We start from the raw sequence: 24086 nt of genomic DNA on the forward strand, positions 1-24086 counted from the left end.
GGTGGCGACTGGAAACACAGTCAGAGACTCACAGCGGGTACCCAGGGTTGCACATGTCACTCCCCGGGTACGCGCGGGGGCCCGCCCGTGCCCGGTCAGACCGGGTACGGGGGGAAGTCGCCCACCAGTTCCGCGACCCGGTTCGCCAGTCCGCGCTCCTCCCGCAGCGCCCGCGCGATCACGTCCGCGACCTGCGGCATCTGCTGCTCGCCCATGCCCTGCGTGGTCACCGCCGCGGTGCCCAGGCGGATGCCGGAACCCGCGGCGCAGGGCTCCTTGTCGTAGGGGAGCGTGTACTTGTCCAGCACGATCCCGGCGCCGGCGCACAGCCCGCGGGCGCGCATCCCGGTGACCCCGAAGGCCGACACGTCGGCGGCGATCAGATGGGTGTCCGTGCCGCCGGTGGCGATCCGCATGCCCTGGCCGGCCAGGGCGTCGGCGAGCACACGGGCGTTGGCGACCACCTGGTGCGCGTACAGCGCGAACTCCGGCCGGGCCGCCTCCGCGAAGGCCGCGGCCTTGGCGGCGATCGCGTGCATGTGCGGGCCGCCCTGCGAGAACGGGAAGACCGCCCGGTCGATGCGCTGCGCGAGATCGGCCCCGCACAGGATCAGCCCGCCGCGCGGCCCGCGCAGCGTCTTGTGCGTGGTGGCGCACACCACGTCCGCGTACGGCACCGGGTTGGGCGAGACCCCGCCGGCCACCAGGCCCAGCGTGTGCGCGGCGTCCACGATCAGGTACGCGCCGACGTCGTCGGCGATCTCGCGGAACGCGGCGTAGTCGATGGTGCGGGGGTAGGCGATGCCGCCGCACACGATCGCCTTCGGGCGGTGCTGGTGGGCGAGGACGCGCAGCCGGTCGTAGTCGATGCGGCCGCCCTCCTCGAAGGTGGCGCCCTCGGTCACGCCGTACCCGGCGATGCGGAACCAGCGGCCGGAGAAGTTGGACTCCGATCCGTGCGTGAGGTGCCCGCCGTGCGCCAGGGACATCGCCAGGATGGTGTCCCCGGGGACCAGGAGGGCCGCGTAGGCGGCCAGGACCGCCGAGGAGCCGGAGTAGGGCTGCACGTTCGCGTGGGCGGCTCCGAAGAGCCGTGTGGCCCTTTCCACGGCCAGCCGCTCCGCAAGGTCGACCAGCTCGCAGCCCGCGTGGTGGCGGTGCCCCGGGTAGCCCTCGGCGTACTTGTTGGACAGCGGCGAGCCGAGGGCGGCCAGCACCGCGGGCGAGGTGAAGTTCTCCCCCGCGATCAGCTGGAGGCAGGAGGCCTGCCGCTGGGTCTCCCCGAGCAGGATGTCCGCCAGCTCGGGGTCCTGGTCGCGCAGCCGGGCGAAGCCGGTGTCCCCGGCCGGGAGCGCGGTGGTGGTTATGTGGGCTGACGACGCTTCCGCGGTAGGCATGGGGCGCTCCGGGGCGGCTGGAAGGGACTCACCTGCCACTCTTGCACCGTTCCGGCCGTTTCGCGCCGTCTTGTGCTCCGCCGGTGGATGTCGGGCCGCGACCTGTGCGGAAACCTTCCGGCAGGACCTCACCGGGTAGGGGCCGCCACCCCTGTCAACGCGGTCAGCACCGGGTCCAGCGCCCCGTGGATCTCCTCGCCGACGGAGCGGAAGAAGGTCAGCGGCGCCCCGTACGGGTCGTACACCTCGTCCGCGTCCGGCGTCGGCGCCAGGAGCCAGCCGCGCAGCGCCGCCGCGGCACGCACCAGCGAGCGGGCCCGCTCGGTCACGCTGCCCTCCGGCAGCGTCGTGGGGTCTATCGCCCGCACGAGCCGGGTGAACTCCTTGAGCGTGAACGTCCGCAGCCCCGCCGCGTGCCCCATCGAGATCACCTGCGCGCGGTGGTCCCGGGTCGCGGTGAGCACCAGGTCCGCGTCGATGACGTGGTCGTCGAGGAGTTCGCGGCCGAGGAAGCCGCTCGGGTCGGCGGCGTACTCGGCCAGCACCGTGGCCGCGTGCGCCTCCATCGGCGCCCCCTCGTGGCCCCAGGTGCCCGCGCTCTCCACGATGATGCCGGAGGCCCCGTCGCCGAGCCGCTGGGTCAGCTCGTGGCGGGTCAGCCGCTCGGCCATCGGCGAGCGGCAGACGTTGCCGGTGCAGACGTGAAGGATGCGGAAGTAGTCATCGCGCTGCCCGGGTATGGGCGGCGTCAATTGCCTACCTCCAGGTCGGGTACGACCTCGCGCAGCTGCTCGGCGCTGAGGGCCCCGGCCCGCAGCAGTACCGGCACCTTGCCGGTGACGTCGACGATGGAGGAGGGCACGGCCGCCGGCGTGGGCCCGCCGTCGAGGTAGACGGCCACGGAGTCGCCGAGCATCTCCTGGGCGGCGTCGCAGTCCTGCGGCGAGGGGTGTCCCGTGAGGTTGGCGCTGGAGACGGCCATCGGGCCGGTCGTGTTCAGCAGCTCGATCGCGACGGGGTGCAGCGGCATACGCACGGCCACGGTGCCGCGGGTGTCCCCCAGGTCCCACTGGAGGGACGGCTGGTGGCGGGTGACCAGGGTCAGCGCGCCGGGCCAGAAGGCGTCGACGAGGTCCCAGGCCTGCTCGGTGAAGTCCGTGACCAGGCCGTGCAGGGTGTTCGGGGAGCCGACGAGAACGGGCGAGGGCATGTTGCGGCCCCGGCCCTTGGCCTCCAGCAGGTCGCCGACGGCCTCGGCGTTGAAGGCGTCCGCGCCGATGCCGTAGACGGTGTCCGTGGGCAGCACCACGAGCTCGCCGCGGCGAACGGCGGACGCGGCCTCGCGCAGTCCGGCCACCCGGTCCGTCGCGTCCGAGCAGTCGTAACGCCGTGCCATCAGCAGACCTCCATGACGTGCGGCGCCGTGCTCACGGCGTCGCCTTGCGGGCAGTGGTGAACCTGGGGCGGTTGTTCAGGTCGGGGTGGTCGGCGGCGTCAGCCCAGCCGGCCTCCTCCGTGAAGATCCAGGGCACCTGGCCGCCCTGGGTGTCTGCGTGCTCGATGACGACCACGCCGCCGGGCCGCAGCAGCCGGTGCGCGGTGCGCTCGATGCCGCGGATGGTGTCGAGGCCGTCCTCGCCGGAGAACAGCGCCATCTCCGGGTCGTGGTCACGGGCCTCGGGCGCCACGTGCTCCCACTCGGTGAGCGGGATGTACGGCGGGTTGGAGATCACCAGGTCCACCTGGCCGTTGAGGTCGGGGAAGGCCGCGAGGGCGTCCCCCTGGCGCAGGTCGACCTTGCTGCCCTGGACGTTCTTGCGGGCCCACACCAGGGCCTCGTCGGACAGCTCCACGGCGTGCACCCGGCTGCGCGGCACCTCCTGCGCCAGGGCGAGCGCGATGGCGCCGGACCCGGTGCACAGGTCGACGATGCGCGGCTCGGCGACGTCCATGGCGCGCACGGCGTCTATGGCCCACCCCACCACGGACTCCGTCTCCGGACGCGGCACGAAGACGCCCGGCCCCACCTGGAGTTCCAGGTAGCGGAAGAACGCCCGGCCGGTGATGTGCTGCAGGGGCTCGCGGGCCTCGCGGCGGGCGACGGCCTCCCAGTAGCGCGCGTCGAAGTCCGCGTCGGAGACGGTGTGCAGGGCGCCGCGCTTGACGCCGTGCACGTACGACGCCAGTTCCTCGGCGTCGAAGCGCGGCGAGGGCACGCCGGCGTCGGCCAGCCGCTGGGTCGCCTGCGCGACCTCGGCGAGCAGCAGGTTCACTTGTCGCCTCCGGTTCAGCTTCCGTCGCCCGCGGCGGCCAGCTTGGCAGCCGAATCGGCGTCGACGCACGCCTGGATGACCGCGTCGAGTTCACCGTCGAGGACCTGGTCCAAGTTGTACGCCTTGAACCCGACGCGGTGGTCGGAGATGCGGTTCTCCGGGAAGTTGTAGGTGCGGATGCGCTCGCTGCGGTCGACCGTGCGGACCTGGCTGCGGCGGGCGTCGGAGGCCTCGCGCTCGGCCTCCTCCTGGGCGGCGGCCAGCAGCCGGGAACGCAGGATGCGCATCGCCTGCTCCTTGTTCTGGAGCTGGCTCTTCTCGTTCTGGCAGGAGACCACGATGCCGGTCGGCAGGTGCGTGATGCGCACCGCGGAGTCGGTGGTGTTGACCGACTGGCCGCCGGGGCCGGAGGAGCGGTAGACGTCGATCCGCAGGTCGTTGGGGCCGATCTCGACCTCGACCTCCTCGGCCTCCGGGGTGACCAGCACACCGGCGGCGGAGGTGTGGATGCGGCCCTGCGACTCGGTCGCGGGCACACGCTGCACGCGGTGCACACCGCCCTCGTACTTCAGCCGCGCCCAGACACCCTGGCCGGGCTCGGTGGCGCCGCCCCCGCCCTTGGTCTTCACCGCGACCTGGACGTCCTTGTAGCCGCCGAGGTCGGACTCGTTGGAGTCGATGATCTCGGTCTTCCAGCCCACGCGCTCGGCGTAGCGCAGGTACATGCGCAGCAGGTCGCCGGCGAACAGCGCGGACTCCTCGCCGCCCTCGCCCGCCTTGACCTCCAGGATCACGTCCTTGTCGTCGCTGGGGTCGCGCGGCACGAGCAGCAGGCGCAGCCGTTCGGTCTGCTCCTCGCGCTGCTTCTCCAGCTCCTTGACCTCGGCGGCGAAGTCCGGGTCGTCGGCGCTGAGTTCGCGGGCCGTGTCGATGTCCTCGCCGGTCTGCTTCCAGCCCCGGTACGTGCCGACGATCGGGGTCAGCTCGGCGTAGCGCTTGTTGAGCCTGCGCGCGTTGGCCTGGTCCGCGAAGACTCCGGGGTCGGCAAGCTTCTTCTCGAGGTCGGCGTACTCGCCGATCAGTTCCTCGACCGCCTCGAACATCAGGATCCCTGCTCTGCGAATGGGTGAACGCCGGTGAACCAGCCTGTGGACGACAAAGCGCCGGTCCGGCCGCCGGAGGATATCCGGGCGGCCGTGGACCGGCGCTTTCGGGTCGCTACTTCTTGGCGGACCCGGCCGCCTTGCCGAAGCGGGCCTCGAAGCGGGCCACGCGGCCACCGGTGTCGAGGATCTTCTGCTTGCCCGTGTAGAACGGGTGGCACGCGGAGCAGACGTCGGCACGGATGACGCCGCCGCCGACGGTGCTACGCGTGGTGAACGAGTTGCCACAGGTGCAGCTGACCTGGGTCTCGACGTACTCCGGGTGGATGTCGCGCTTCAAGGGGAACTCCTAGTGATCGGGAGGGTCCCGGGTCGTGGCACGGGCTTGCGTCACGTGAACCGGGGCCGACGTACCAGTCTGCCAGCACTGGCCGCATCTCCCCAAACCGGGGACGGCCCGGAACTATTCCTGGCCGCCGTCCCGGGCCTGCGGGGTGCTCCTGACGACACCGCCGGTGTCCACCTCGTCGGCGGCCGAGCCCTTGGTCGCCGAGCGCGGGATCGGGCGGTCGGCGCGCAGGGCGGCCCAGATCTGCTGGGTCTGCGCGGTCAGCGGGACGACCCGGTTGGGGTCGGCCGGGTCGTAGCGCACCGGCATGGTGACCATGGAGATGTGCCGGGAGCCCAGGTCCTTCAGGCTCTCCCCCAGGTCGACCAGCTTCTTGACCGAGGCCAGCTCGGAGTCGGTGGTGATGGCGCCGGTGGCGGTACTGGCGATCTTGTACAGCCGCGTCGGCGAGCCCAGCACCCCGATCTTGTCGACCCGGTCGACCAGCGCCTTCAGGAAGGCCTGCTGGAGCCTTATCCGGCCGAGGTCGCTGCCGTCGCCGACCCCGTGCCGGGTCCTGACCAGGCCGAGGGCCTGCTTGCCGTCCAGGTGGTGGGTGCCGGCCGGCAGGTGCAGATGGCTCTCGTTGTCGCTGATCGCGCGGCTGGTGGTGACGCTGACCCCGCCGAGGGCGTCGATGAGCCGCTGGAAGCCGGTGAAGTCGACCTCCATGTAGTGGTCCATGCGGATGCCGGTCATCGTCTCGACGGTCTTGACCGTGCAGGCCGGGCCGCCGACCGCGTACGCCTCGTTGAACATCTCGTTCGCCACGGCGGGCACGGTGCCGCCGCCCGGCCCGGCGCACGAGGGCCGGTCGACGAGGGTGTCCCGGGGGATGCTGACCACGGCGGCCTTGCGGTGGCCCGGGTAGACATGGACGATCATCGCGGTGTCCGAACGGGCCGTGCCGTCGTCCTGGCCGCCGCCGGCCTTCGCGTTCGCGCCGGACCGCGAGTCGGAGCCGAGGACGAGGATGTCCATCGAGCCGTTGTCGACGTCGCGGGGCCGGTCACGCCCCAGCAGGGCGTTGATGTCGATGCCGCGGATGTTCCCGTTGAGCTTCAGGTACAGGCAGCCGACCGCCGCGGTGGCCAGCAGCAGGACGGTCGCCACGCCCCAGGCCGTGTAGCGCAGCGCGCGCCCGCGGGCGCTCCTGCGCCGCCGCGATGACGTCCGTCGTCCGTGGTCCGCCTCGTGGCCCATGAGCTCCTCGGTTCTCGTCGGCTCGTCGTGGCTTCGGGTGCCCCCCGTGGTCGTGGTCATCGGTCATGGGACGAAATGTCCCCCCTTGGAAGACGTCCGGGGACGGCTCGGGGTTCCTGGCGATCGTGCACCCAGCCATGACAGCGGGTCCCGGTGCGCCCTGTCCCAGGACGCGCCGGGACCCGTGGTCCCAGAGCCACACGGTCGGCCCTCTCCCGGCGCCCGCGCCGGTCCCCGCTGGTCACCCGGATGCCGCGGGCCCGCGGGGCGGCTCCGCCGGCCGCGTACGGAAAAGGGGCGGGTCCCGGCACTCAAGTGCCGGGACCCGCCCCGTGGTTCGTCCGGACGTCAGTCGTTGTTCGTGCCCGGGGTCGTCTTCGCGATCTGCATCAGGAACTCGGCGTTGGACTTGGTCTGCTTCATCTTGTCCAGCAGCAGCTCGATCGCCTGCTGCGAGTCGAGCGCGTGCAGCACCCGGCGCAGCTTCCAGACGATGCTCAGTTCGTCGGGAGCGAGCAGGATCTCCTCCTTGCGGGTACCGGACGGGTCGACGTCGACCGCCGGGAAGATCCGCTTGTCGGCGAGCTTCCGGTCGAGCTTGAGCTCCATGTTGCCGGTGCCCTTGAACTCCTCGAAGATCACCTCGTCCATGCGCGAGCCGGTCTCGACCAGCGCGGTGGCCAGGATGGTCAGCGAGCCGCCGTCCTCGATGTTGCGCGCCGCGCCGAAGAAGCGCTTCGGCGGGTACAGCGCGGTCGAGTCGACACCACCGGACAGGATGCGGCCGGAGGCGGGCGCCGCGAGGTTGTACGCGCGGCCCAGGCGGGTGATGGAGTCCAGCAGGACCACGACGTCGTGTCCGAGTTCCACCAGGCGCTTGGCCCGCTCGATGGCGAGCTCGGCGACCGTGGTGTGGTCCTCGGCCGGGCGGTCGAAGGTCGAGGAGATGACCTCGCCCTTCACCGACCGCTGCATGTCGGTGACCTCTTCGGGACGCTCGTCGACGAGGACGACCATCAGGTGGCACTCGGGGTTGTTGCGGGTGATCGCGTTGGCGATCGCCTGCATGATCATGGTCTTGCCGGTCTTCGGCGGGGCCACGATCAGACCGCGCTGGCCCTTGCCGATCGGCGCGACGAGGTCGATGATCCGGGTCGTCAGCACGCCCGGGTCGGTCTCCAGTCGGAGCCGGTCCTGCGGGTACAGCGGCGTCAGCTTGTTGAACTCCGGCCGCCCGCGCCCGGAGTCGGGGGCCATGCCGTTGGTCGAGTCCAGGCGGACCAGCGCGTTGAACTTCTCGCGGCGCTCGCCGTCCTTCGGCTGCCGGACGGCGCCGGTGACGTGGTCGCCCTTGCGCAGGCCGTTCTTGCGGACCTGGGCCAGCGAGACGTACACGTCGTTCGGGCCGGGCAGGTAGCCGGAGGTCCGGATGAACGCGTAGTTGTCGAGGATGTCCAGGATGCCCGCGACCGGGATCAGGACGTCGTCGTCGGCGACCTGCGGCTCGCTCGCGAAGTCCTCGCGGCGGTTGCCACCGCGCCCGCGGCGGTCGCGGTAACGGCCCCGGCGCCGGCGGCCGCTGCCGTCGAACTCGTCGTCGTCCTGCGCGCCGCCACCCTGCGGGCCGCCGCCCTGCTGCTGGTGCTGCTGCTGGCCCTGCTGGCCGCCGCCGCCCTGCTGACGCTGCTGCTGCTGGCCGCCGCCGTCCTCGCCGCCCTTGCGGCGGTCGCGCTGACGGTCGCGCTGGCGGTCGCGACGGCTCTCGCGGCGGTCCTCGCCGCCCTTGGCGTCGCCGCCGGCACGGCCCTCGGCCGTGTCGGCCGCGGCCTCGGCACGCGCCTCACCCCGGCCCTCCGCGGACTGCTCCGCCCTGGCCGCGGGAGCGGTCTTCTCGCCGGCCGGCTGGCCGGGGATCTCGATCTGCTTCGGCTGCTCGGTGCCCGTGGCGGCCGGGGCCTCACCGGATTCACCCGTACGGGTGCGGGAGGTGGCGCGGCGCTTCGGCTTGTCGGCGGCGGGCTCGGCGCCCTCGCCGGCAGTGGCCTTGGGGCCGCCGGACTGCGCGGCCTTGATGGTCTCGATGAGCTGGCTCTTGCGCATCCGCGCGGTGCCCTTGATGCCCAGACCGGAGGCGAGCTGCTGCAGCTCGGCGAGAACCATGCCCTCCAGACCGGTACCCGCGCGGCGACGCCGCGCGGCGGGGGCAGTGGCAGCACCGGTGGCAGGCGCGGCAGCATCGGACGCGGCGACAGGGCTGTCTGCGCGTACGCCCATCAGATCGGTGGTGTCGCTCACGAAGGGTCCTTCCCTGGAGCGGACGTCGGCCTGTCTGGCTCGGCGACCGGTTGTGCTGTCCGGATCCGGTCCATATGACTGTCCGGACCCGGGGCGGTGGTCCGCCTGATGGCGGAGAAATAATGGAACGAGTCAAAACACAGTTCCGGCGAGGTGAGAGTTCACTCTCGGGTGAAATGTCACCCGCGCCGACTCCGGAGCGTGCTCGGCACTGCTCAGGCAGGCTGCCTATGCGGTGTGGGAGGCTCCCGGAAGAATGGCGGTCCCGATGCGGGACACAGAGCACCCGGACAACAGGAACAGTGGTTGAGTACCTGAGTCCGCGAGTGCAGCAATGAGATTAACACTACCCGATCCACCAAACATTCCCCCTCTCTTCGACCGGCAATCGTGTCACTGCCCCACGGCGAGCGGCAGCACACTCGCCCCCGCCGCGTCGAGGGTCAGGCGATTGGCCGCCCACCCCTCCCCCGCGAGCAGGGAGACCTTGTCGGCGGTGTCCTCCGCCGCCAGCGCCAGCACCGTCGGTCCCGCGCCGGAGATGACAGCAGGGACGCTCTCCGCGCGCAGAAGGTTCACCAGCGCCACGCTCTCGGGCATCGCCGGCGCCCGGTACTCCTGGTGCAGCCGGTCCTCGGTGGCGGGGAGCAGCAGCTCGGGGCGCCTGGTCAGGGCCTCGACGAGCAGTGCGGCGCGTCCCGCGTTGGCCGCGGCGTCCACGTGCGGAACGGTGCGCGGCAGCAGTCCCCGCGCGGTCTCGGTCAGCACCGGCCTCGACGGCACGAACACCACCGGGACGACCGACTCCACGGGGTCCATCCGGACCGCGTGCGCGGAGCCGCCCTCCGTCCAGGCGAGGGTGAAGCCGCCGAGCAGACAGGCGGCGACATTGTCGGGGTGGCCCTCGATCTCGTTGGCCAGCTCCAGCACGGCGGCGTCGTCGAGCCGTTCCTGGCCGCCTATCGTCACCGCGCGGGCGGCCATGATGCCGGCGCAGATGGCGGCGGAGGAGGAGCCGAGGCCGCGGCCGTGCGGGATGCGGTTGGCGCAGACGACCTCCAGGCCGCGCGGCTGGCCGCCCAGCAGGTCGAAGGCGGTCCGCAGGGACCGTACGACCAGGTGGTTCTCGTCGCGGGAGAGCGTCTGCGCGCCCTCGCCGGCGATGTCGACGTGCAGACCGGAGTCGGCCACCCGGACCACGACGTCGTCGTAGAGCCCGAGGGCCAGGCCGAAGGCGTCGAAGCCCGGTCCGAGGTTGGCGCTGGTCGCGGGGACGCGCACTCGGACGGCGGCGGCGCGGAAGGCGGGTCCGGCCATCGTTCGATGACTCTCCTTGCTTCAAGTGCGTTCCGCCCCGCGGCACGAGGGCATCGTTGCCGTACGGGGGCGGGGACTTGGGGGACCGTACCAGGACCGTCCCCTGCTCGGGGACGATGCCATTGGCATGGGCCAGAACGGCGTGCAGTGGCGCCGGTGTGAAGCCAGCCTATCGAAGGAAGGTTCTGCTGCGACATAGGGCGCACGGACAGCGCGTGATGCGTGTCGCGAGCGGGACCGTGCGCCCCTGCTGCCGGAGCGGGTCAGAGCAGCCCGAGCCGGTCGGCGGCCGCGTCGGCGTCGACCGGGACGACGATCGGCTGCGGCGCGCCCTCCACCGCCCAGCCCGGGTCCTTCAGGCCGTTGCCGGTGACGGTGCAGACGATGCGCTGGCCCGGGTCGACCCTGCCCTCCTCGGCCGCCTTGAGCAGTCCCGCGACGCTCGCGGCGGAGGCCGGCTCCACGAAGACGCCCTCCTGCGCGGCCAACAGCCGGTAGGCGGACAGGATTTGACGGTCCGTCACCGAGTCGATGAGACCGCCGGATTCGTCCCGCGCCTCCTCGGCGTACCGCCAGGACGCCGGGTTGCCGATCCGGATCGCGGTGGCGATCGTCTGCGGCTTCAGGACCGGGTGGCCCAGCACGATCGGGGCCGCGCCCAGGGCCTGGAAGCCCCACATCCGCGGGTTGCGGGTGGAGATGCCGTCCCGGGAGTACTCGCGGTACCCCTTCCAATAGGCCGTGATGTTGCCCGCGTTGCCCACCGGCAGCACATGGATGTCGGGAGCGTCGCCGAGCGCGTCGACGATCTCGAACGCGGCTGTCTTCTGGCCCTCGATGCGCACCGGGTTCACCGAATTCACCAGCGCCACCGGGTACTTGTCGGACAGTCCGCGCGCGAGGTCGAGGCAGTCGTCGAAGTTGCCGTCCACCTGGAGGATGCGCGCGCCGTGCACCAGCGCCTGGCCCATCTTGCCCAGCGCGATCTTGCCCTGCGGCACCAGCACCGCGCACACCATCCCGGCGCGCACCGCGTAGGCCGCCGCCGACGCGGAGGTGTTGCCCGTGGAGGCGCAGATGACCGCCTGCGCGCCCTCCTCCTTGGCCTTGGAGATGGCCATCGTCATGCCGCGGTCCTTGAACGAACCGGTGGGGTTGGCGCCCTCGACCTTCAGGTACACCTCGCAGCCCGTGCGCTCGGACAGCACCTGGGCGGGCACCAGCGGTGTGCCGCCCTCCAGCAGGGTGACCACCGGGGTCCGCGCGGTGACCGGCAGACGCTCCCGGTACTCCTCGATGAGGCCGCGCCACTGGTGGGTGGCGGGGCCGCGGACGGCCGAGACTGCGTTCATCGCTGGATCACTCCCCTTCGACGCGCATGATGCTGGCGACGCCCCGTACGGTGTCGAGTTTGCGCAGGGCCTCGACGGTGGCCGCGAGCGCGGCGTCCGGTGCGCGATGGGTGACGACGACGAGGGACGCCTCACCGCCGTCGACGGCGACACGTCCGCCGTCGTCGGTGCCGGCCTGCTCCCTGCCCTGCTGGCGGACGGTGTCGATCGACACCTGGTGCTCGGCGAACACCGTGGCCACCTGGGCCAGGACACCCGGTTTGTCGGCCACGTCCAGGCTGATGTGGTAGCGCGTGACCACGTCGTCCATCGGGCGCACGGTCAGCCGCGCGTACGCCGACTCCCCCGGGCCCGTGGTGTTCGCCAGCTTGTTGCGGCAGGTGGCCACCAGGTCGCCCAGCACCGCGGACGCCGTCGGCGAACCGCCCGCGCCGGGACCGTAGAACATCAGCCGGCCGGCGGCCGCCGCCTCCACGAAGACCGCGTTGTAGGCACCGCGCACATTCGCCAGCGGGTGGGTCAGCGGGATCATCGCCGGATGCACGCGGGCGGTCACCGAACTGCCGTCGGCACTGCGCTCGCAGATCGCCAGCAGCTTGACCGTGCAGCCCATCTCCTTGGCCGAGGCGATGTCGCCCGCGGTGACCTCGGTGATGCCCTCGCGGTGCACGTCGCCGATCGTCACCCGGGTGTGGAAGGCGATGCCCGCCAGGATCGCGGCCTTGGCGGCCGCGTCGAAGCCCTCGACGTCGGCGGTCGGATCGGCCTCGGCGTACCCCAGCGCGGTGGCCTCGTCCAGCGCCTCGGAGTAGCCCGCGCCCGTGGAGTCCATCTTGTCGAGGATGAAGTTGGTCGTTCCGTTGACGATGCCGAGCACCCGGTCGACCCGGTCGCCGGCCAGCGACTCGCGCAGCGGGCGGATCAGCGGGATGGCACCGGCGACCGCGGCCTCGTAATAGAGGTCGACGCCCGCCTCGACGGCCGCGGCGTGCAGCGCCGTGCCGTCCGCGGCCAGCAGCGCCTTGTTGGCGGAGACCACGCTCGCGCCGTGCTCGAAGGCCGTGGTGATCAGCGAGCGGGCGGGCTCGATACCGCCGATGACCTCGATGACCACATCGATGTCCCCGCGCTTGACCAGGGCCGTCGCATCCGTGGTCAGCAGCCCGGGAGCCACCCCCGCGCGCACCCGGTTCGGACGGCGCACCGCGATGCCCGCGAGCTCCACCGGTGCGCCGATGCGCGCGGCGAGGTCGTCCGCGTGCGTCGTCATGATGCGCGCCACCTCGGAGCCGACCACTCCACAGCCCAGCAGCGCCACCTTCAGCGGACGCGTACGCATCATCCGACCTCGCTTCGCGTTTTCGGCTCTTTCGAGCTCTTTGGACGGTCCCAGTCTCACGCACCGGACGGGAGATTCCACGACGTGTCCGGATCGCGAGACCAAGCCTTTTCTGTACGGGACTCCACGTCAGCCGACGTCGAGACGGAACAGGTCATCCTCCGTCTCGCGCCGGACGATCACCCGGGCCGCGCCGTCCCCGACCGCCACCACCGGCGGCCGCAGCGCGTGGTTGTAGTTGCTCGCCATCGAGCGGCAGTACGCCCCGGTCGCGGGCACCGCCAGCAGGTCGCCGGGGGCCAGGTCGGCGGGGAGGAAGGCGTCCCGTACGACGATGTCGCCGGACTCGCAGTGCTTGCCCACGACCCGCGCCAGCATCGGCTCGGCCTCGCTGCTGCGCGACACCAGGGCGACGCTGTACTCGGCGTCGTACAGCGCCGTGCGGATGTTGTCCGACATGCCGCCGTCCACGCTGACGTACGTGCGCAACCCCTCCAGCGGCTTGATCGTGCCCACCTCGTAGAGGGTGAACGCGGTCGGGCCCACGATCGCCCGGCCCGGCTCCACCGACAGCCGCGGCGCGGCCAGCTCCGCCGCCCGGCACTCGCGGGCGACGATCTCGCCCAGCGACTTGGCGATCTCGTACGGCTCGCGCGGGTCGTCGTCCGCGGTGTACGCGATGCCGAGGCCGCCGCCGAGGTCGATCTCGGGCAGCTCCACACCGTGCTCGTCGCGGATCTGCTTCAGCAGCCCGATCACGCGGTGCGCGGCCACCTCGAAACCCGAGGTGTCGAAGATCTGCGAGCCGATGTGGGAGTGGATGCCGACCAGTTCCAGCGACTCCAGGCGCAGCACGCGGCGCACCGCCTCGGCGGCGTCGCCACCGGTGAGGGAGAAGCCGAACTTCTGGTCCTCGTGGGCGGTGGCGATGAACTCGTGGGTGTGCGCCTCCACGCCGACCGTGACGCGGATCTGCACCGGCTGCCGCCGGCCCAGGCGCTGCGCGGCGTCCGCGACCCGGACGATCTCCTGGAACGAGTCCAGCACGATGCGCCCCACCCCGGCCTCGACGGCCTGGTGGATCTCCTCGCCGCTCTTGTTGTTGCCGTGCAGCGCGATGCGCTCGGCGGGCATGCCGGCCGACAGGGCCACCGCGAGTTCGCCGCCGGAGCAGACGTCGAGGTTCAGGCCCTCCTCGTGCAGCCAGCGCACCACCGCGCGGGACAGGAACGCCTTGCCGGCGTAGAAGACGTCGGCGCCGTCGCCGAAGGCCTCGCGCCAGGCGCGGCAGCGGGCCCGGAAGTCGGACTCGTCCAGGATGTAGGCGGGGGTGCCGAACTCCTCGGCCAGCTGCCGGACGTCCAGCCCGCCCACGGTGGTGACGCCGCCGGCGTCCCGGGTGACGGTACGGGCCCATACGCGCGGGTCGAGGGCGTTGAGGTCGGCGGGCGGCGCGGCGTAGTGGCCCTCGGGGAGGACGTCGGCGTAGCGGGGGCCTGCGGGGTGTGCGGAACGGCTCATCGTCGGGTGCTCTCTGCTGTCACAGGTGTCGGGGGGCGCTGATGCCGAGCAGGGTCAGGCCGTTGGCGAGCACGGTCCCGGCGGCGTCGGCGAGGGCCAGCCGGGTGCCGTGAACGGCCGAGGGTTTCTCGTCGCCCTTGGGCAGCGCCGGGCACGTGTCGTGGAAGCGGAGGAAGGCGTCCGCGGTGTGCTCGAGGTGCCGGGCCGGCCGGTCCGGCGCGCCGTGCCGGGCCGCGGCCTGCACGGTGCGGGGGAAGTCGGCGATCAGGCCGAGCAGTTCGGCCTCCGCGGGGTGGCGGAGGTCCTCGGTCGCACCGGGGCCGATGCCCAGATCGTGGGCGTTGCGCAGCAGGGCCCGGGCCCGGGCGTGAGCGTACCGGACCCGGAACAGCGGGTTGCTCTCGCGCTGCGCGAGGAGCTCGGCGGGGTCGGTGCGGGGGGCGTCCTCGGCGGGCGGGCGCAGCAGGGCCCAGGCGGTGGCGTCGGGGCCGAGGGTGCGCAGCAGGTCGTCGGCGGTCTGCCGCACGGGGTGCGGGCGGCGGGCGGGCGGGGCGATGCCGGTGGCGGCGTGGAGCCGGTGCAGGGCGGCGGCGAAGGCGTTGGCGCGGGCGTCGGCGTGCCCCTGGGGGGCGGGGGCGGGGTGGCGGCCGATGCCGTAGCGCGGGCCCTGCTCGCGGACGAGGCCGACGAGGGCGTCGTGGGACTCCCCTTCGAGGGTGATGTTGAGGAACCCGGGGTGGGCGACGTCGACCCGCGCGATGCCGGGGAGGGCGGCCAGGTGGCCCCGGATGACGTCGGCGACGGCGGGGGGCGGGGCGCCGGTGAGGGGGGCCAGTTGCAGGGCGACGTTGGTGGCCCAGTCCCCGCATCCGGGGCGGGGCGGCCGGCGTACGACAACCCGGTCCGGGACAGGCCCCGCGAGGTGGAGCTCACCAGCCTCGACGGCACGGCGCACCGCGCTCAGCACGGTGCAGGAGAGCTCGGCGGGGGTCACGCTGGCAAGCCTAGGCGAGGAGGGGGGTGGCCACGCGAACCGGTTTCACCCGTCGGGCGCCTTCGGTCAGGCGCCGCCGGGGCTGGCGGCGGGGGCCTCTTCCTCTTCCCCGGTCCTGCCGGGGTCGGCGAGGGCCCGGACGACACGCACCAGGTCGGCGGGCTCGAACGGCTTGCCCAGGAAGGCGTCCACGCCGGCGGCGACACCGCTCTCGACCTCGGCCTGGGTGCAGGCGCTGATCACGACGATGCGGACCTCGCGGGTGCGCGGATCGGCACGCAGGCGGGCCGCGGTCCGTATCCCGTCCAGGCGCGGCATGACCACGTCCAGGGTGACGACATCCGGGCGCACGCGGTGCACGACGTCCAGGCACTCGACACCATCGGCCGCGGTCACGACCTCGAAGCCCTCCAGCTCGAGATTGACCCTGATCAACTGCCGGATGACCTTGTTGTCGTCGACCACAAGCACCCGGCCGGACGCGCCCGGCACACAGTGAAGCCTAGGCGCGCGACATGGGATGCGTCCGCGTTTTCCCCACTTCTTCCCCGACCGGGGGACGGGAGGTGGCAGTGTCGACGCGGGCCTGACGCCGGATGGGCATGGGGCCGACGCGGGCCCGACGCCCCGGGAAACCCTGTACACGGTCACCCCCTGCGTACTGGTAAGGTTTCACCCGTCACCGCCGAGGCGGACGACACGCCCCCGTAGCTCAGGGGATAGAGCAACGGCCTCCGGAGCCGTGTGCGCAGGTTCGAATCCTGCCGGGGGCACTCAAGCCGGAACAGCGCGATTAGGGCGCTGACCAGCCAAAGTGCCAGCGTGAAGGCCCAGCCTCAGTCCCACTGAGTCTGGGCCTTTGTCGTTGTTACGCACCAGCCCCGTGTGAGCGGCGTGTGAGCTTGCCGCTAGTCGCCGAGGATCCGCTCCCAAAGCAGCCCGTCCCGCCAGCTCCCGCCGAAAAGCCTCCATCTCTCGCACACGATGCGCGGCGAACGAAGCGGCGTCGGTGGGCTTGATCAGGCGGATCCTTGTGCTGCTGCGCACAGGCTGATCCTCGCCGCGGTACATCGGATGAGACGGCCCGCCAATGCAAGGGCAAAGGTGCCCGCGTCGCCGCACCCTACGCCCGCCGGAGGATCGAGTCGGCCCGATACGCCAGGCGGGCCTACGTCTTCCACGGCACAGTCACCGCAGCAGCGATCCGCTTCTGGCTCGCCAATGATCCGCCGGATCGAGCCCGAGCGCCCCTATCAGCTTCGCCGATCTGTCAGTCGGGGTAGCTACCTTGCTGAACACCACGGCAGCGAACCAGGGGGGCGACATGGCGAAGGTACTCGGGACTAAAAAGACGGAGCGCGCGGGGGTAAACGCCTTCAAGGCGGCCATGGAGGCTGCTGGGCACATCGTCCAGGAAATCGATGGCGGGAACGACTACGGCGAAGACTGCTACCTCAGCTTTACTCAGCTCGGGCGCAGGACAGGGGACTTGGCGGCCGTACAGATCAAAAGCGGCGTCAAGTATCGACGGGCAGCGGGGTATGCAATTCCCTGCCGAGAACACGTCGAGGATTGGACTCGAAGCAGGATTCCCGTAATTGGCGTTGTCTACGACCCCGAAATGAGGGCCTGCTACTGGGTCAACATGACGGAATACCTAAGGAACGAAGTCTCGAAGGGCAAGAGGCCCAAAAGTGTACCAGTAAGCGACGATTCAACACTGGACAAACTCGGCATCGAAAACATGGTCGAGGAAGTTCGCCAATACATCTCTGACACGCTCGGCGAGAACCACCAGCCATACAGCGGAATACGTGGCGCCATCAGCAAGGCTCTCGATGAACGGAAGCACAAGCGAGAACAGCACTTCGCATCAGCACCAATCGGCGGACACCCCATCCCCCTGTTTGAACAGCACGAAGACTTCCTTGAAAAGCATCCAAACTTCGTCCCGAGACTGCTCACGTTCGCCACATACGGGCTCATGATTGGCGTACACGCTTTGATGCTGCCTGGCCTATATCAGGCAGTGAGCACCAAGCACGGATCGTTCATGACAGTCAGCTGGCTGGTCAATTTTTACGGGCTTATCTGGTTCTTCCTCATGGTCGGCAGGAAGGATAGCCACCCAAGGCGCGCAGCACTTATGCGGGGCGCTGCTTACGCTCTGATATTGAGCGGAAGCTACGTGTCCTACCCTCACTACCTCACATCTCCGTGGCCAGTCCCGTCAGCATTCGAAGAATCCTACATCATCGCATTGCCGCAAATCACCAAGTTCACTGCGCTATTTATTGGCGGCCATTACTTGAGGCTCGAAGTCAGCCGCCGTCGACGCGTCGCCAAGGCGAGGCAGTCCGCACAGGTTGAAGAATGATTTCGTGCAGTCGATTCCCTAGGGATCGACTGCACGACGCATCACCCGATCTGGTCACCAGCCCATTACTTCTTCTATCCTCCTGTTGTTGTCCTCCTCACTGTCGTCAAGGCAACCGGCATAGTTGCGGTGGATTACCTCCGGAGAATTGCCAGCCCGCCGTGCCACCTCGGCGACGGGCAGGCCAGCACGAAGCCAGTTGGTGATGCAGGTGGACCGGAGGTCATAGGGGCGCCGGGCCAGGGGCGAGGCCACCTTGTCTGGCGGGAGGGCCAGCCCCCTCGCCTCCTGCCAGGCACGCCAGTAGCTGGAGCTGCCGAGCAACCCACCACGCTCGTTCGCGAACACGCGTCCGTCTGCGGCCGTGCCGAACTCTGCGATGTGCTCGCGCAGGAGGGCAACTAGCACGGGCGGGATCGGCACGGGCCGCTCCGTTTTAGCCTCGCGCGCTTTGAGTCCCCGTTTATCGTGTCTCTTACCTGTGTCAGTCCATTTTTTTCCGGACACCGGACGCGTCTCGCGAAGGGTGAGGGTGCCCCAGCCCTTCTCGGGGAGGTAGCAGTCCGATTTCCTGAGCCCCACAGCTTCGGCCGGCCGCATCGCTGCGTAGAGCTGGCAGCCGAAGAACGCGACCAGTCTTCGACCTCGGTTCCTATGGACTGAGCCAACGTACGAAACAGCGGTCAGGAGTTGGGCTCCCTGCGCAGGGTTCACCAGCACACGGGGATCCACCACTCCGTCACTCTTGTACGCGGTCCGCTTCAGCTTCGCAATCGGGTTCTCATCGAGGTAGCCCGCCTCGATCGCGTATTCCATAGCCGTGTTGAACCCACGCCGGCGGCGCTTATATGTCTCCCCCGCCGCAGGCATGTCGTCCAGCTTGAAGGCAAGTCGGTACTGAATATCCCGTAAGACCTTAGGATCGCTCAGGGCCGACAACGGCAGTGAATGTGCGGACAGCCACGCGCAGGCGGCTCGTAGTTCCGGAGGGGGCTCTGCGTTCTTATGTGCCGGCACGACATTCCAGCGCACGGCGAGCCGCACCTCTTCTAGGGACGGTGCCTTCGCGGCCGCGCCCATCATGGCCAGGGCGACCGTGGCCATACTGTCAGCAATGCCCTCGCGCGTTTTCGCTGCCGTAGTGCGCCATCGGGCCGCCGTATATTCGCGGGAGAAATCCCACCACGACAAATCGAGCCTGATGTTCCTCTTCGCCTCGGCAGCCCGAAGTTCGGATTCGGGGAGACCTGTGTCCACGTCGAATGCCTCGCCCCGGCGCATGGCCTGCCACAGCTCCGAGCGGCGGCTCTCCGCTAGGGCCACTGTGGGGAAAGTGGCGTGCCAGACCTTGCCGGCAACAACCCAACGCAGTTGGTGGGGAGCCCTCTTACTGGAAATCCTGCTCACCTTCCACACGCGCACGTCCGTGGAAAGCGTGGGCTCGTCCCTCTTTTCCGGGTGCCCGCCACGGCAGGTACCCGGGGTCTCGCCGGTCGTGCTGTGGTTCACGCGGCTTCCTCCAAGGTCTCGATCCAGCGCTCCAAGTCCGACCGCCGGATGCGCACCGCGCCGTTCGGGAGCTTGATGGCCTTCGGGCCTTTCCTAAGCTGCCGCCAGCGGTAGAACGTCGCTCGCGGTACGCCGATCTCTGCGATGACTTCAGGGATGGTCAACATCTCGTCGCGGGGCTTGGCCACGACTCCTCCATGGGCGAGAGAGCGGGGGAAGCAGGCTGCCGCCACGGAAACCACGGAATACACAGAAGTCCGGGGTAGGGCGTTGACCTGCGGTGATGTGGACTGTGCGGGGTTGGGCGGTGCTGACACAGAAATCCCCGGAAGTACCACAGAAATGGGTGCGGTTGGTCCGGGACAGCCGTTGGCCGGTCCGGGCGGGTGCGGGGCCCGCCCGGGTGTGGCCCTGGAGCGCCGGCTATTTGTGTAGGCGTTCCCGAGATTTCTGTGGCGGTGGGGCCACTACCGCACTGCGCATGGTTTTCGCTGGCCAGCGCGGTGAGGCCGTGTTTCTGTGTATTTCGCGGTTTGCGTGGCGGGGCTCAGGTGTCACGGTCGGTCAGGCGCGGGTGCGTGAGGTAGCGGGGAGATGGTGGCCGGCCACGGGTGCCGGTGCGGATGACTGGCAACGCGCGAAGGTAGCCGTGGTCTTCGAGCAGGCTCAGGGCCGGGTCGAGGTCCATAGCAGTAGGGAACTCGGTGCGGGAGAGCTTGACCATGAGGGTGCGTTTGCTGACCTCGGGCCACTGGTTGGCCTTAAGGACGTCCAGGATGCTGCGGGCTCGTTCTGCGGTCTCGTTGGCTCCCATCCGGTCGAACACCGCCAGCGCGTGAGCGGCGAAGTACTCACCGATGGCGCAGGCGGCCCGCACGGTGCTCGCGGTGATCGGCCGGTGATGCTCGGGGTCCAGGTGCTCTGCCAGGTGCAGCAGTCCGGCGATGCGGACGACTGCGCCAGTGAGCTTGGATGCCCAGTCCGCGACGTGCCCCAATGAGCCGCCACGTGCGGCGAGTTTGGGTTCGATTCGCCCCTGGAACTCCTGGATGACGGAGTCCGCGTCGGGGGTGAGTTGGAGGACGGCGGGGTCCGTCCAGTCCGCGAGAGCGAGCGTGAGCGCGACGACGTTGTGGTGATAGGTTGCCGCGACCTCATCGGGGACGGGATCGGGCAGGATCTTCCGGCGTCCCAGCAGGGATTCGGGCAGGGAGTAGAGGAACCGTCCGAGCAGTCCGCGGCCTTTGGCGCCCTTGATCTTGGCCATCCCGTCAAGCACGGTTGGCTGCACGGACAGTCCCATGGTCAGCGCCGGGTGGTCGATGTACTCCTTGCGAGTCTGCCGGTTCACCCGCAGGCGGTCTCCGGCGTGCCCGGCGAGGAAAGGACCCATGTTGGGGGCGCCGGAGTAGCGGCCGGCGATGATGTCGAAGATCTCGCCTTCGGCGGACATGACCGCGATTCGTCCGCCCTGCTCGGCCATTAGCGAGGTGATGGTTTCGGGGGTGGCATCGTCGGCGAGGAGCTGGGGTTCGGCAGGGGTGCGGAGGGCTTCGGCTTGTTGGGCCATGCCGACCGCTTCGGAGATTAGTTGGTCGCGTCCGCCTCCGGTGGCCCCGGCGGCTTTCGTGGCGGCTTTGTCGGCTGCCTCGCGCGCAAGCCGCGCGGTGAGGGCGGCTTCGATGATGGTCGGCGCTGCCCGTTCCTTGAGCTTCTTCTCCGCGTCAAACAGAGGGTCGCTCATGGCGGCGAACACCGCGGATTTACGGTTGCCCGGAGGCAAGGCGCACACGGTGTAGAGGTTGGTGGGTTCGCGCCAGCGGCCACGGACGTGCACCACGGCCCGGCCGCCCGCGGCGGTGGCCAGCACCGCCAGGGCCACACACCCGGCAAGGTCTACAGGGGTCTGCGTCTCCTCCGCCACGGCGGCGGTGAAGTTCCGCAGCCACGCGGGAAACTTCTGCACAGGGAACCCAGGGAGCTGCCGGCGTTGCTGAAGCGGGATCGGCTCCTCCCATGGGGCGTCGGCCGGGACGGGGTCTTCGGCAGGGAAAGCGGCCCACATGTCGGCGCCGTCCTCCACAGGCTGCGCGTTCATACGGCGTTCCTCCCTTCCAGGCGGCTAGTGGGGCAGGTGACAGTCAGGGCGACAAGCTGAGTGGACGCCCTTCGGGCGGCGACCTGTCGCCCGCCAACTGCGACCGGCACCGCGCACCGGCGGGCGACTTGCTGCCGATGCGGGCATGTTTGGCATTTCAGTTGGGGAGGCCGGGGGCCGGTCACGCCGTATCCCGGGGGCGGGCGGTGCGGATGGACCAGTTGAGGGCGCTGCGCAGCGTGGAGCGGCACTCGTGAGGCTTCAGGCCCACCGCCTCGCCCGCGCACTGAAATGCCTGCTCTACCTCGGTGCGCGCAAGGTCGCCCCAGGCGACGAACCGGCCCATCCTGCGGGCCGCCTGGAACAGCGTGGCTTCCCGTTCGCCTTCGGTCGCGGCGGCGATAGCTGCGGTTTCCCGCTCAAGCGCCGTACGGGCGTAAGTGGTTGTGCGGGCATCCATCGACAGGATGGGCTCCACGAAGGCCCGCTGCGGGGGCTGTAAGGCTGTTTGTAGCCATTCGGGGAGATTTACAACTGGGGCGTCGTCCTCGACCGTGTACGTGCCGTGTGGCGTCGCACTGCCGGGCCCGACGACGTACCCACCCCAGCCCCGGGTATCGATCTTCGGCGCGAGGGCGCCAGCAGTATTGCCCAGCCTCGCCCCTTGCGGCGCGGTGAAGTACAGATGCCGCCCGCCGCCCGCAGTCCGCACGGTGCGCGTGGTGGGGACCACCTGTCCGGCGCGCTCGCAGAGCGCCGCAAAGGCGGTTACGCCGTCAGGCGTTCCTTTCTTGTCTGTGGGCTTGAGAGTGTCCAGGTCCACGACCAGCAGCCCGGACGGGCCGGTGGCGATGCCGACATTGAACAGCCTCTGCGACCACGCGGCGCGGATGCGCTCGGGGTCGGTGGTGGCGCGTTGCTCCCACTTCATGTGCCCGGTCGTGCAGTCGCCGGTGCGGGGGCAGTGACGTTCCCCGTGCAGGGCGGGTGTCTTGCGGCCGGCGTGGAGCGGGAAGACGGGCCAGCCTCGTCCGGCGGCGTCCAGGGCGGCATTGAGCAAGTTGGTCATGCTGCCACCGCCCCGGCCTCGGTGAGATAGGCGTGGCCGATCCAGTGGGTGTAGGCGGGCGGGATGGCTTCGGTCAGTTCCTCGCGGATGTCAGTCCAGGTGATGCCCATCGCGGCTTGCATCTCCGGGACGGTGGCCTTTCCTCCGCCGGAGCCGTACGGGGCGACGTAGGGGCCGTCTCGGTAGATGCCGTGGCGGTAGCCGCGTACGTAGCCGCGGTGCCTTGGATGGGCTGGCCGCGCCACGGTCCAGCGGCCCAGCTCGAAGTTCCGGTGACGCAGGACTCCGAGCCGGAACATCTCCCCGCAGAGGGAGAGGTCTTTGCGGATTTCGGCGCGGCCGTTGGGCTGCTCGATCACATATGGCAGGCCCGTCGCGTCCAGCAGCTCCCGCGTGGGCGCCACGAGATCGGTGTGGGTGCCGCCCCATCCTTGGGAGGCATTCGTGCCCACAGTCAGTGCGCATCCGGCCTGGCAGGGCGGGGAGGCATGGACGAACGCGTACCGCTCGATCTCCCCCGACGCGATGAGCGCCGCGAGCTGCTCCAACGCGTCGCCCTGGTGGTAGGGGAAGGGGTAGCGGGGGCGGTCGGCGATGTCCACGCCGTCCACGTCGAACCCTGCGCGGTGGTAGCCCATGGCGGCGCCACCGGCGCAGGAGAACAGGTCCAGCAGGCGCGGCCGGGTTAAGGCTCGCCGAATGGACAGGGGTTGGGTCATTCTGGAGGTCTCCAGTTCTGTGATGAGGACTGAGACGGAGCGGGCCGCGTGTCTTTGGCGAGATGGGGCGGCCCGCTCCGGCGTAGTCAGCCGTGGAAGTGGTTGCGCTTGAAGACGGCCTTGCGGATGTTGACCGTCGTCCCGCTCTCTGTCTTGCCGGAGCGGAGTACCTGGGCGGCGATGGCGCCACCGAAGATGACGGCCGCGAGGATGGCGAGCTGCTGGACCAGGGCCGCGAGTGCGGCGATGAACGAGGTCAGCAGGAACAGTCCGCCGCACACGGCCGCGAACCCGACACCGGACAGAGCGATGTTCACTGCGAGCGGCGATGCGCCCGCCCGATGCTCCGGCTCGGAGGCCGGGGTGTGCGGGGTGAGGGTGTAGCCGGTGACGATCCGCCCGTCCGGGAGCTGCACGCTCTGCACTGCCGGGACGGCGCCGGATGCGGTGGGCACGAGCGGGGCCGAGTACGGCTGCACGGGTGTGAGCGGTATGGGTTGGTGGACTTCCACGGCTGCGTCCGCCGTGGCCGGGTGGGTGCTGTGGTGCGTCATGGCGGAATCTCCTCAGCGGAGGTCGGCGAGGCTGGCCGCGAGTGCGGCGCACAGGTCGTGGATGGGGCCGTAGGCGCCGGTTCCGGCGGTGAAGAACCCGAACAGGAACAGCACGACGGCGGCGGCGCCGTTGGCGGCCTTGGTGCGGACGGTGAAGTACGCGGCGATGCCGAGCAGCAGCGCCGCGGAGACGGTCAGGACCATGGGGTCTCCGTTCGGGTCAGCGGGTGCCGTCGCGGTGGAGGGCGCGGGCGAGGTTGTACAGGTGGCGGCCGGTGCGTATGCGGAGGCCGTGGCCTTTGCAGGGGCGGCAGGTCTTGCCGCGCTGCGGCCGTCCCTTGCGGTCGGTGGTGGTCGCGAAGCCGAAGCCGTTGCAGTGCCGGCAGCGCGCGAACGGCTGAGCAGCACACACGCCGACGTAACCGAGCGTGACGGCGAGCAGGAGTGCGATAGCGAGCAGGGGGAGGGTCACAGGGTGCCTCCAGGCGGGTTTTCGGGGTTTTCGCAGGCGGGGCCGCTGACGGCTAGCGTCCTGATCAGATAGGGCGCGGGGTGCTAGCGGGACCTCTAGCGCTAGA

General features: G+C 70.3%; 23 protein-coding genes and 1 tRNA gene. 2 read left to right on the plus strand and 22 right to left on the minus strand.

Going from position 1 to position 24086, the window contains the following annotated elements:
- Positions 1-95 precede the first annotated feature (95 nt).
- The 14 genes from glyA to ACIP9H_RS14915 form a co-directional block, all read right to left on the minus strand.
- Positions 96-1397, minus strand: coding sequence for a serine hydroxymethyltransferase (gene glyA / locus ACIP9H_RS14850; protein WP_401580317.1), 1302 nt, complete (start codon positions 1395-1397; stop codon positions 96-98).
- A gap of 128 nt (positions 1398-1525) precedes the next feature.
- Positions 1526-2149, minus strand: a complete 624-nt coding sequence (locus ACIP9H_RS14855) for a protein-tyrosine-phosphatase (RefSeq protein ID WP_401580319.1) — start codon at positions 2147-2149, stop codon at positions 1526-1528.
- A complete protein-coding gene (locus ACIP9H_RS14860; RefSeq protein ID WP_401580321.1) occupies positions 2146-2793 on the minus strand; it encodes an L-threonylcarbamoyladenylate synthase in 648 nt (215 codons plus the stop codon). Before ACIP9H_RS14860 ends, ACIP9H_RS14855 begins: the two co-directional genes overlap by 4 nt.
- Before the next feature lie 31 nt (positions 2794-2824).
- Positions 2825-3670, minus strand: a complete 846-nt coding sequence (gene prmC / locus ACIP9H_RS14865; protein ID WP_401580322.1) for a peptide chain release factor N(5)-glutamine methyltransferase — start codon at positions 3668-3670, stop codon at positions 2825-2827.
- A gap of 14 nt (positions 3671-3684) precedes the next feature.
- A complete protein-coding gene (gene prfA, locus ACIP9H_RS14870; RefSeq protein WP_360909893.1) occupies positions 3685-4773 on the minus strand; it encodes a peptide chain release factor 1 in 1089 nt (362 codons plus the stop codon).
- Positions 4774-4888: 115 nt separating this feature from the next.
- Positions 4889-5113, minus strand: coding sequence for a 50S ribosomal protein L31 (gene rpmE, locus ACIP9H_RS14875; RefSeq protein WP_319659968.1), 225 nt, complete (start codon positions 5111-5113; stop codon positions 4889-4891).
- Positions 5114-5236: 123 nt separating this feature from the next.
- Positions 5237-6364 carry an LCP family protein gene (locus ACIP9H_RS14880; protein WP_401581104.1) on the minus strand — a complete coding sequence of 376 codons (1128 nt, stop codon included), beginning with the start codon at positions 6362-6364 and terminating at the stop codon, positions 5237-5239.
- Positions 6365-6712: 348 nt separating this feature from the next.
- Entirely contained in the window at positions 6713-8659 is a 1947-nt protein-coding gene (rho, locus tag ACIP9H_RS14885; RefSeq protein WP_401580323.1) for a transcription termination factor Rho, read from the minus strand.
- A gap of 393 nt (positions 8660-9052) precedes the next feature.
- Positions 9053-9976, minus strand: a complete 924-nt coding sequence (gene thrB, locus ACIP9H_RS14890; protein WP_401580325.1) for a homoserine kinase — start codon at positions 9974-9976, stop codon at positions 9053-9055.
- 263 nt (positions 9977-10239) lie between these two features.
- On the minus strand, positions 10240-11328 hold the full coding sequence (thrC, locus tag ACIP9H_RS14895) for a threonine synthase (protein ID WP_401959285.1): 1089 nt from the start codon (positions 11326-11328) through the stop codon (positions 10240-10242).
- A 7-nt stretch (positions 11329-11335) separates the two neighbouring features.
- Positions 11336-12670 (minus strand): homoserine dehydrogenase, encoded by a 1335-nt coding sequence (locus ACIP9H_RS14900; RefSeq protein ID WP_401580328.1) that lies wholly within the window; start codon positions 12668-12670, stop codon positions 11336-11338.
- Positions 12671-12796: 126 nt separating this feature from the next.
- On the minus strand, positions 12797-14188 hold the full coding sequence (gene lysA / locus ACIP9H_RS14905; protein ID WP_401959287.1) for a diaminopimelate decarboxylase: 1392 nt from the start codon (positions 14186-14188) through the stop codon (positions 12797-12799).
- A 19-nt stretch (positions 14189-14207) separates the two neighbouring features.
- Positions 14208-15182 carry an ArgS-related anticodon-binding protein NrtL gene (gene nrtL, locus ACIP9H_RS14910; RefSeq protein ID WP_401959289.1) on the minus strand — a complete coding sequence of 325 codons (975 nt, stop codon included), beginning with the start codon at positions 15180-15182 and terminating at the stop codon, positions 14208-14210.
- Positions 15183-15248: 66 nt separating this feature from the next.
- Positions 15249-15674, minus strand: a complete 426-nt coding sequence (locus ACIP9H_RS14915; protein ID WP_401959290.1) for a response regulator — start codon at positions 15672-15674, stop codon at positions 15249-15251.
- A gap of 209 nt (positions 15675-15883) precedes the next feature.
- Here ACIP9H_RS14915 and ACIP9H_RS14920 point away from each other — a divergent pair.
- Both ACIP9H_RS14920 and ACIP9H_RS14925 read left to right on the plus strand, forming a co-directional pair.
- A tRNA-Arg gene (locus tag ACIP9H_RS14920) sits at positions 15884-15955 on the plus strand.
- Positions 15956-16506: 551 nt separating this feature from the next.
- On the plus strand, positions 16507-17559 hold the full coding sequence (locus ACIP9H_RS14925; RefSeq protein ID WP_401959291.1) for a DUF4365 domain-containing protein: 1053 nt from the start codon (positions 16507-16509) through the stop codon (positions 17557-17559).
- 54 nt (positions 17560-17613) lie between these two features.
- Here ACIP9H_RS14925 and ACIP9H_RS14930 read toward each other — a convergent pair whose 3' ends face one another.
- The 8 genes from ACIP9H_RS14930 to ACIP9H_RS14965 all read right to left on the minus strand — a co-directional run bounded on the left by ACIP9H_RS14930 (position 17614) and on the right by ACIP9H_RS14965 (position 23980).
- Positions 17614-19068: a tyrosine-type recombinase/integrase gene (locus tag ACIP9H_RS14930; RefSeq protein WP_401959293.1), complete on the minus strand. Its 1455-nt coding sequence runs from the start codon at positions 19066-19068 to the stop codon at positions 17614-17616.
- Entirely contained in the window at positions 19065-19256 is a 192-nt protein-coding gene (locus tag ACIP9H_RS14935) for a helix-turn-helix transcriptional regulator (protein ID WP_401959295.1), read from the minus strand. Before ACIP9H_RS14935 ends, ACIP9H_RS14930 begins: the two co-directional genes overlap by 4 nt.
- A gap of 359 nt (positions 19257-19615) precedes the next feature.
- Positions 19616-21166, minus strand: a complete 1551-nt coding sequence (locus tag ACIP9H_RS14940; protein ID WP_401959296.1) for a YfjI family protein — start codon at positions 21164-21166, stop codon at positions 19616-19618.
- A 181-nt stretch (positions 21167-21347) separates the two neighbouring features.
- Positions 21348-22235, minus strand: a complete 888-nt coding sequence (locus ACIP9H_RS14945; RefSeq protein ID WP_401959298.1) for a bifunctional DNA primase/polymerase — start codon at positions 22233-22235, stop codon at positions 21348-21350.
- Complete coding sequence (locus ACIP9H_RS14950; RefSeq protein WP_401959299.1) at positions 22232-22954, minus strand: DNA methylase; 723 nt, start codon at positions 22952-22954, stop codon at positions 22232-22234. Before ACIP9H_RS14950 ends, ACIP9H_RS14945 begins: the two co-directional genes overlap by 4 nt.
- An 86-nt stretch (positions 22955-23040) precedes the next feature.
- Positions 23041-23508: a hypothetical protein gene (locus ACIP9H_RS14955; RefSeq protein WP_401959301.1), complete on the minus strand. Its 468-nt coding sequence runs from the start codon at positions 23506-23508 to the stop codon at positions 23041-23043.
- Positions 23509-23520: 12 nt separating this feature from the next.
- Positions 23521-23712, minus strand: coding sequence for a hypothetical protein (locus ACIP9H_RS14960; RefSeq protein WP_401959302.1), 192 nt, complete (start codon positions 23710-23712; stop codon positions 23521-23523).
- Between the two features lie 16 nt (positions 23713-23728).
- Positions 23729-23980, minus strand: a complete 252-nt coding sequence (locus ACIP9H_RS14965) for a hypothetical protein (RefSeq protein ID WP_401959304.1) — start codon at positions 23978-23980, stop codon at positions 23729-23731.
- Between the last annotated feature and the right edge of the window lie 106 nt (positions 23981-24086).

The organism is Streptomyces sp. NPDC088732, assembly GCF_044751205.1.
Lineage (GTDB): Bacteria > Actinomycetota > Actinomycetes > Streptomycetales > Streptomycetaceae > Actinacidiphila.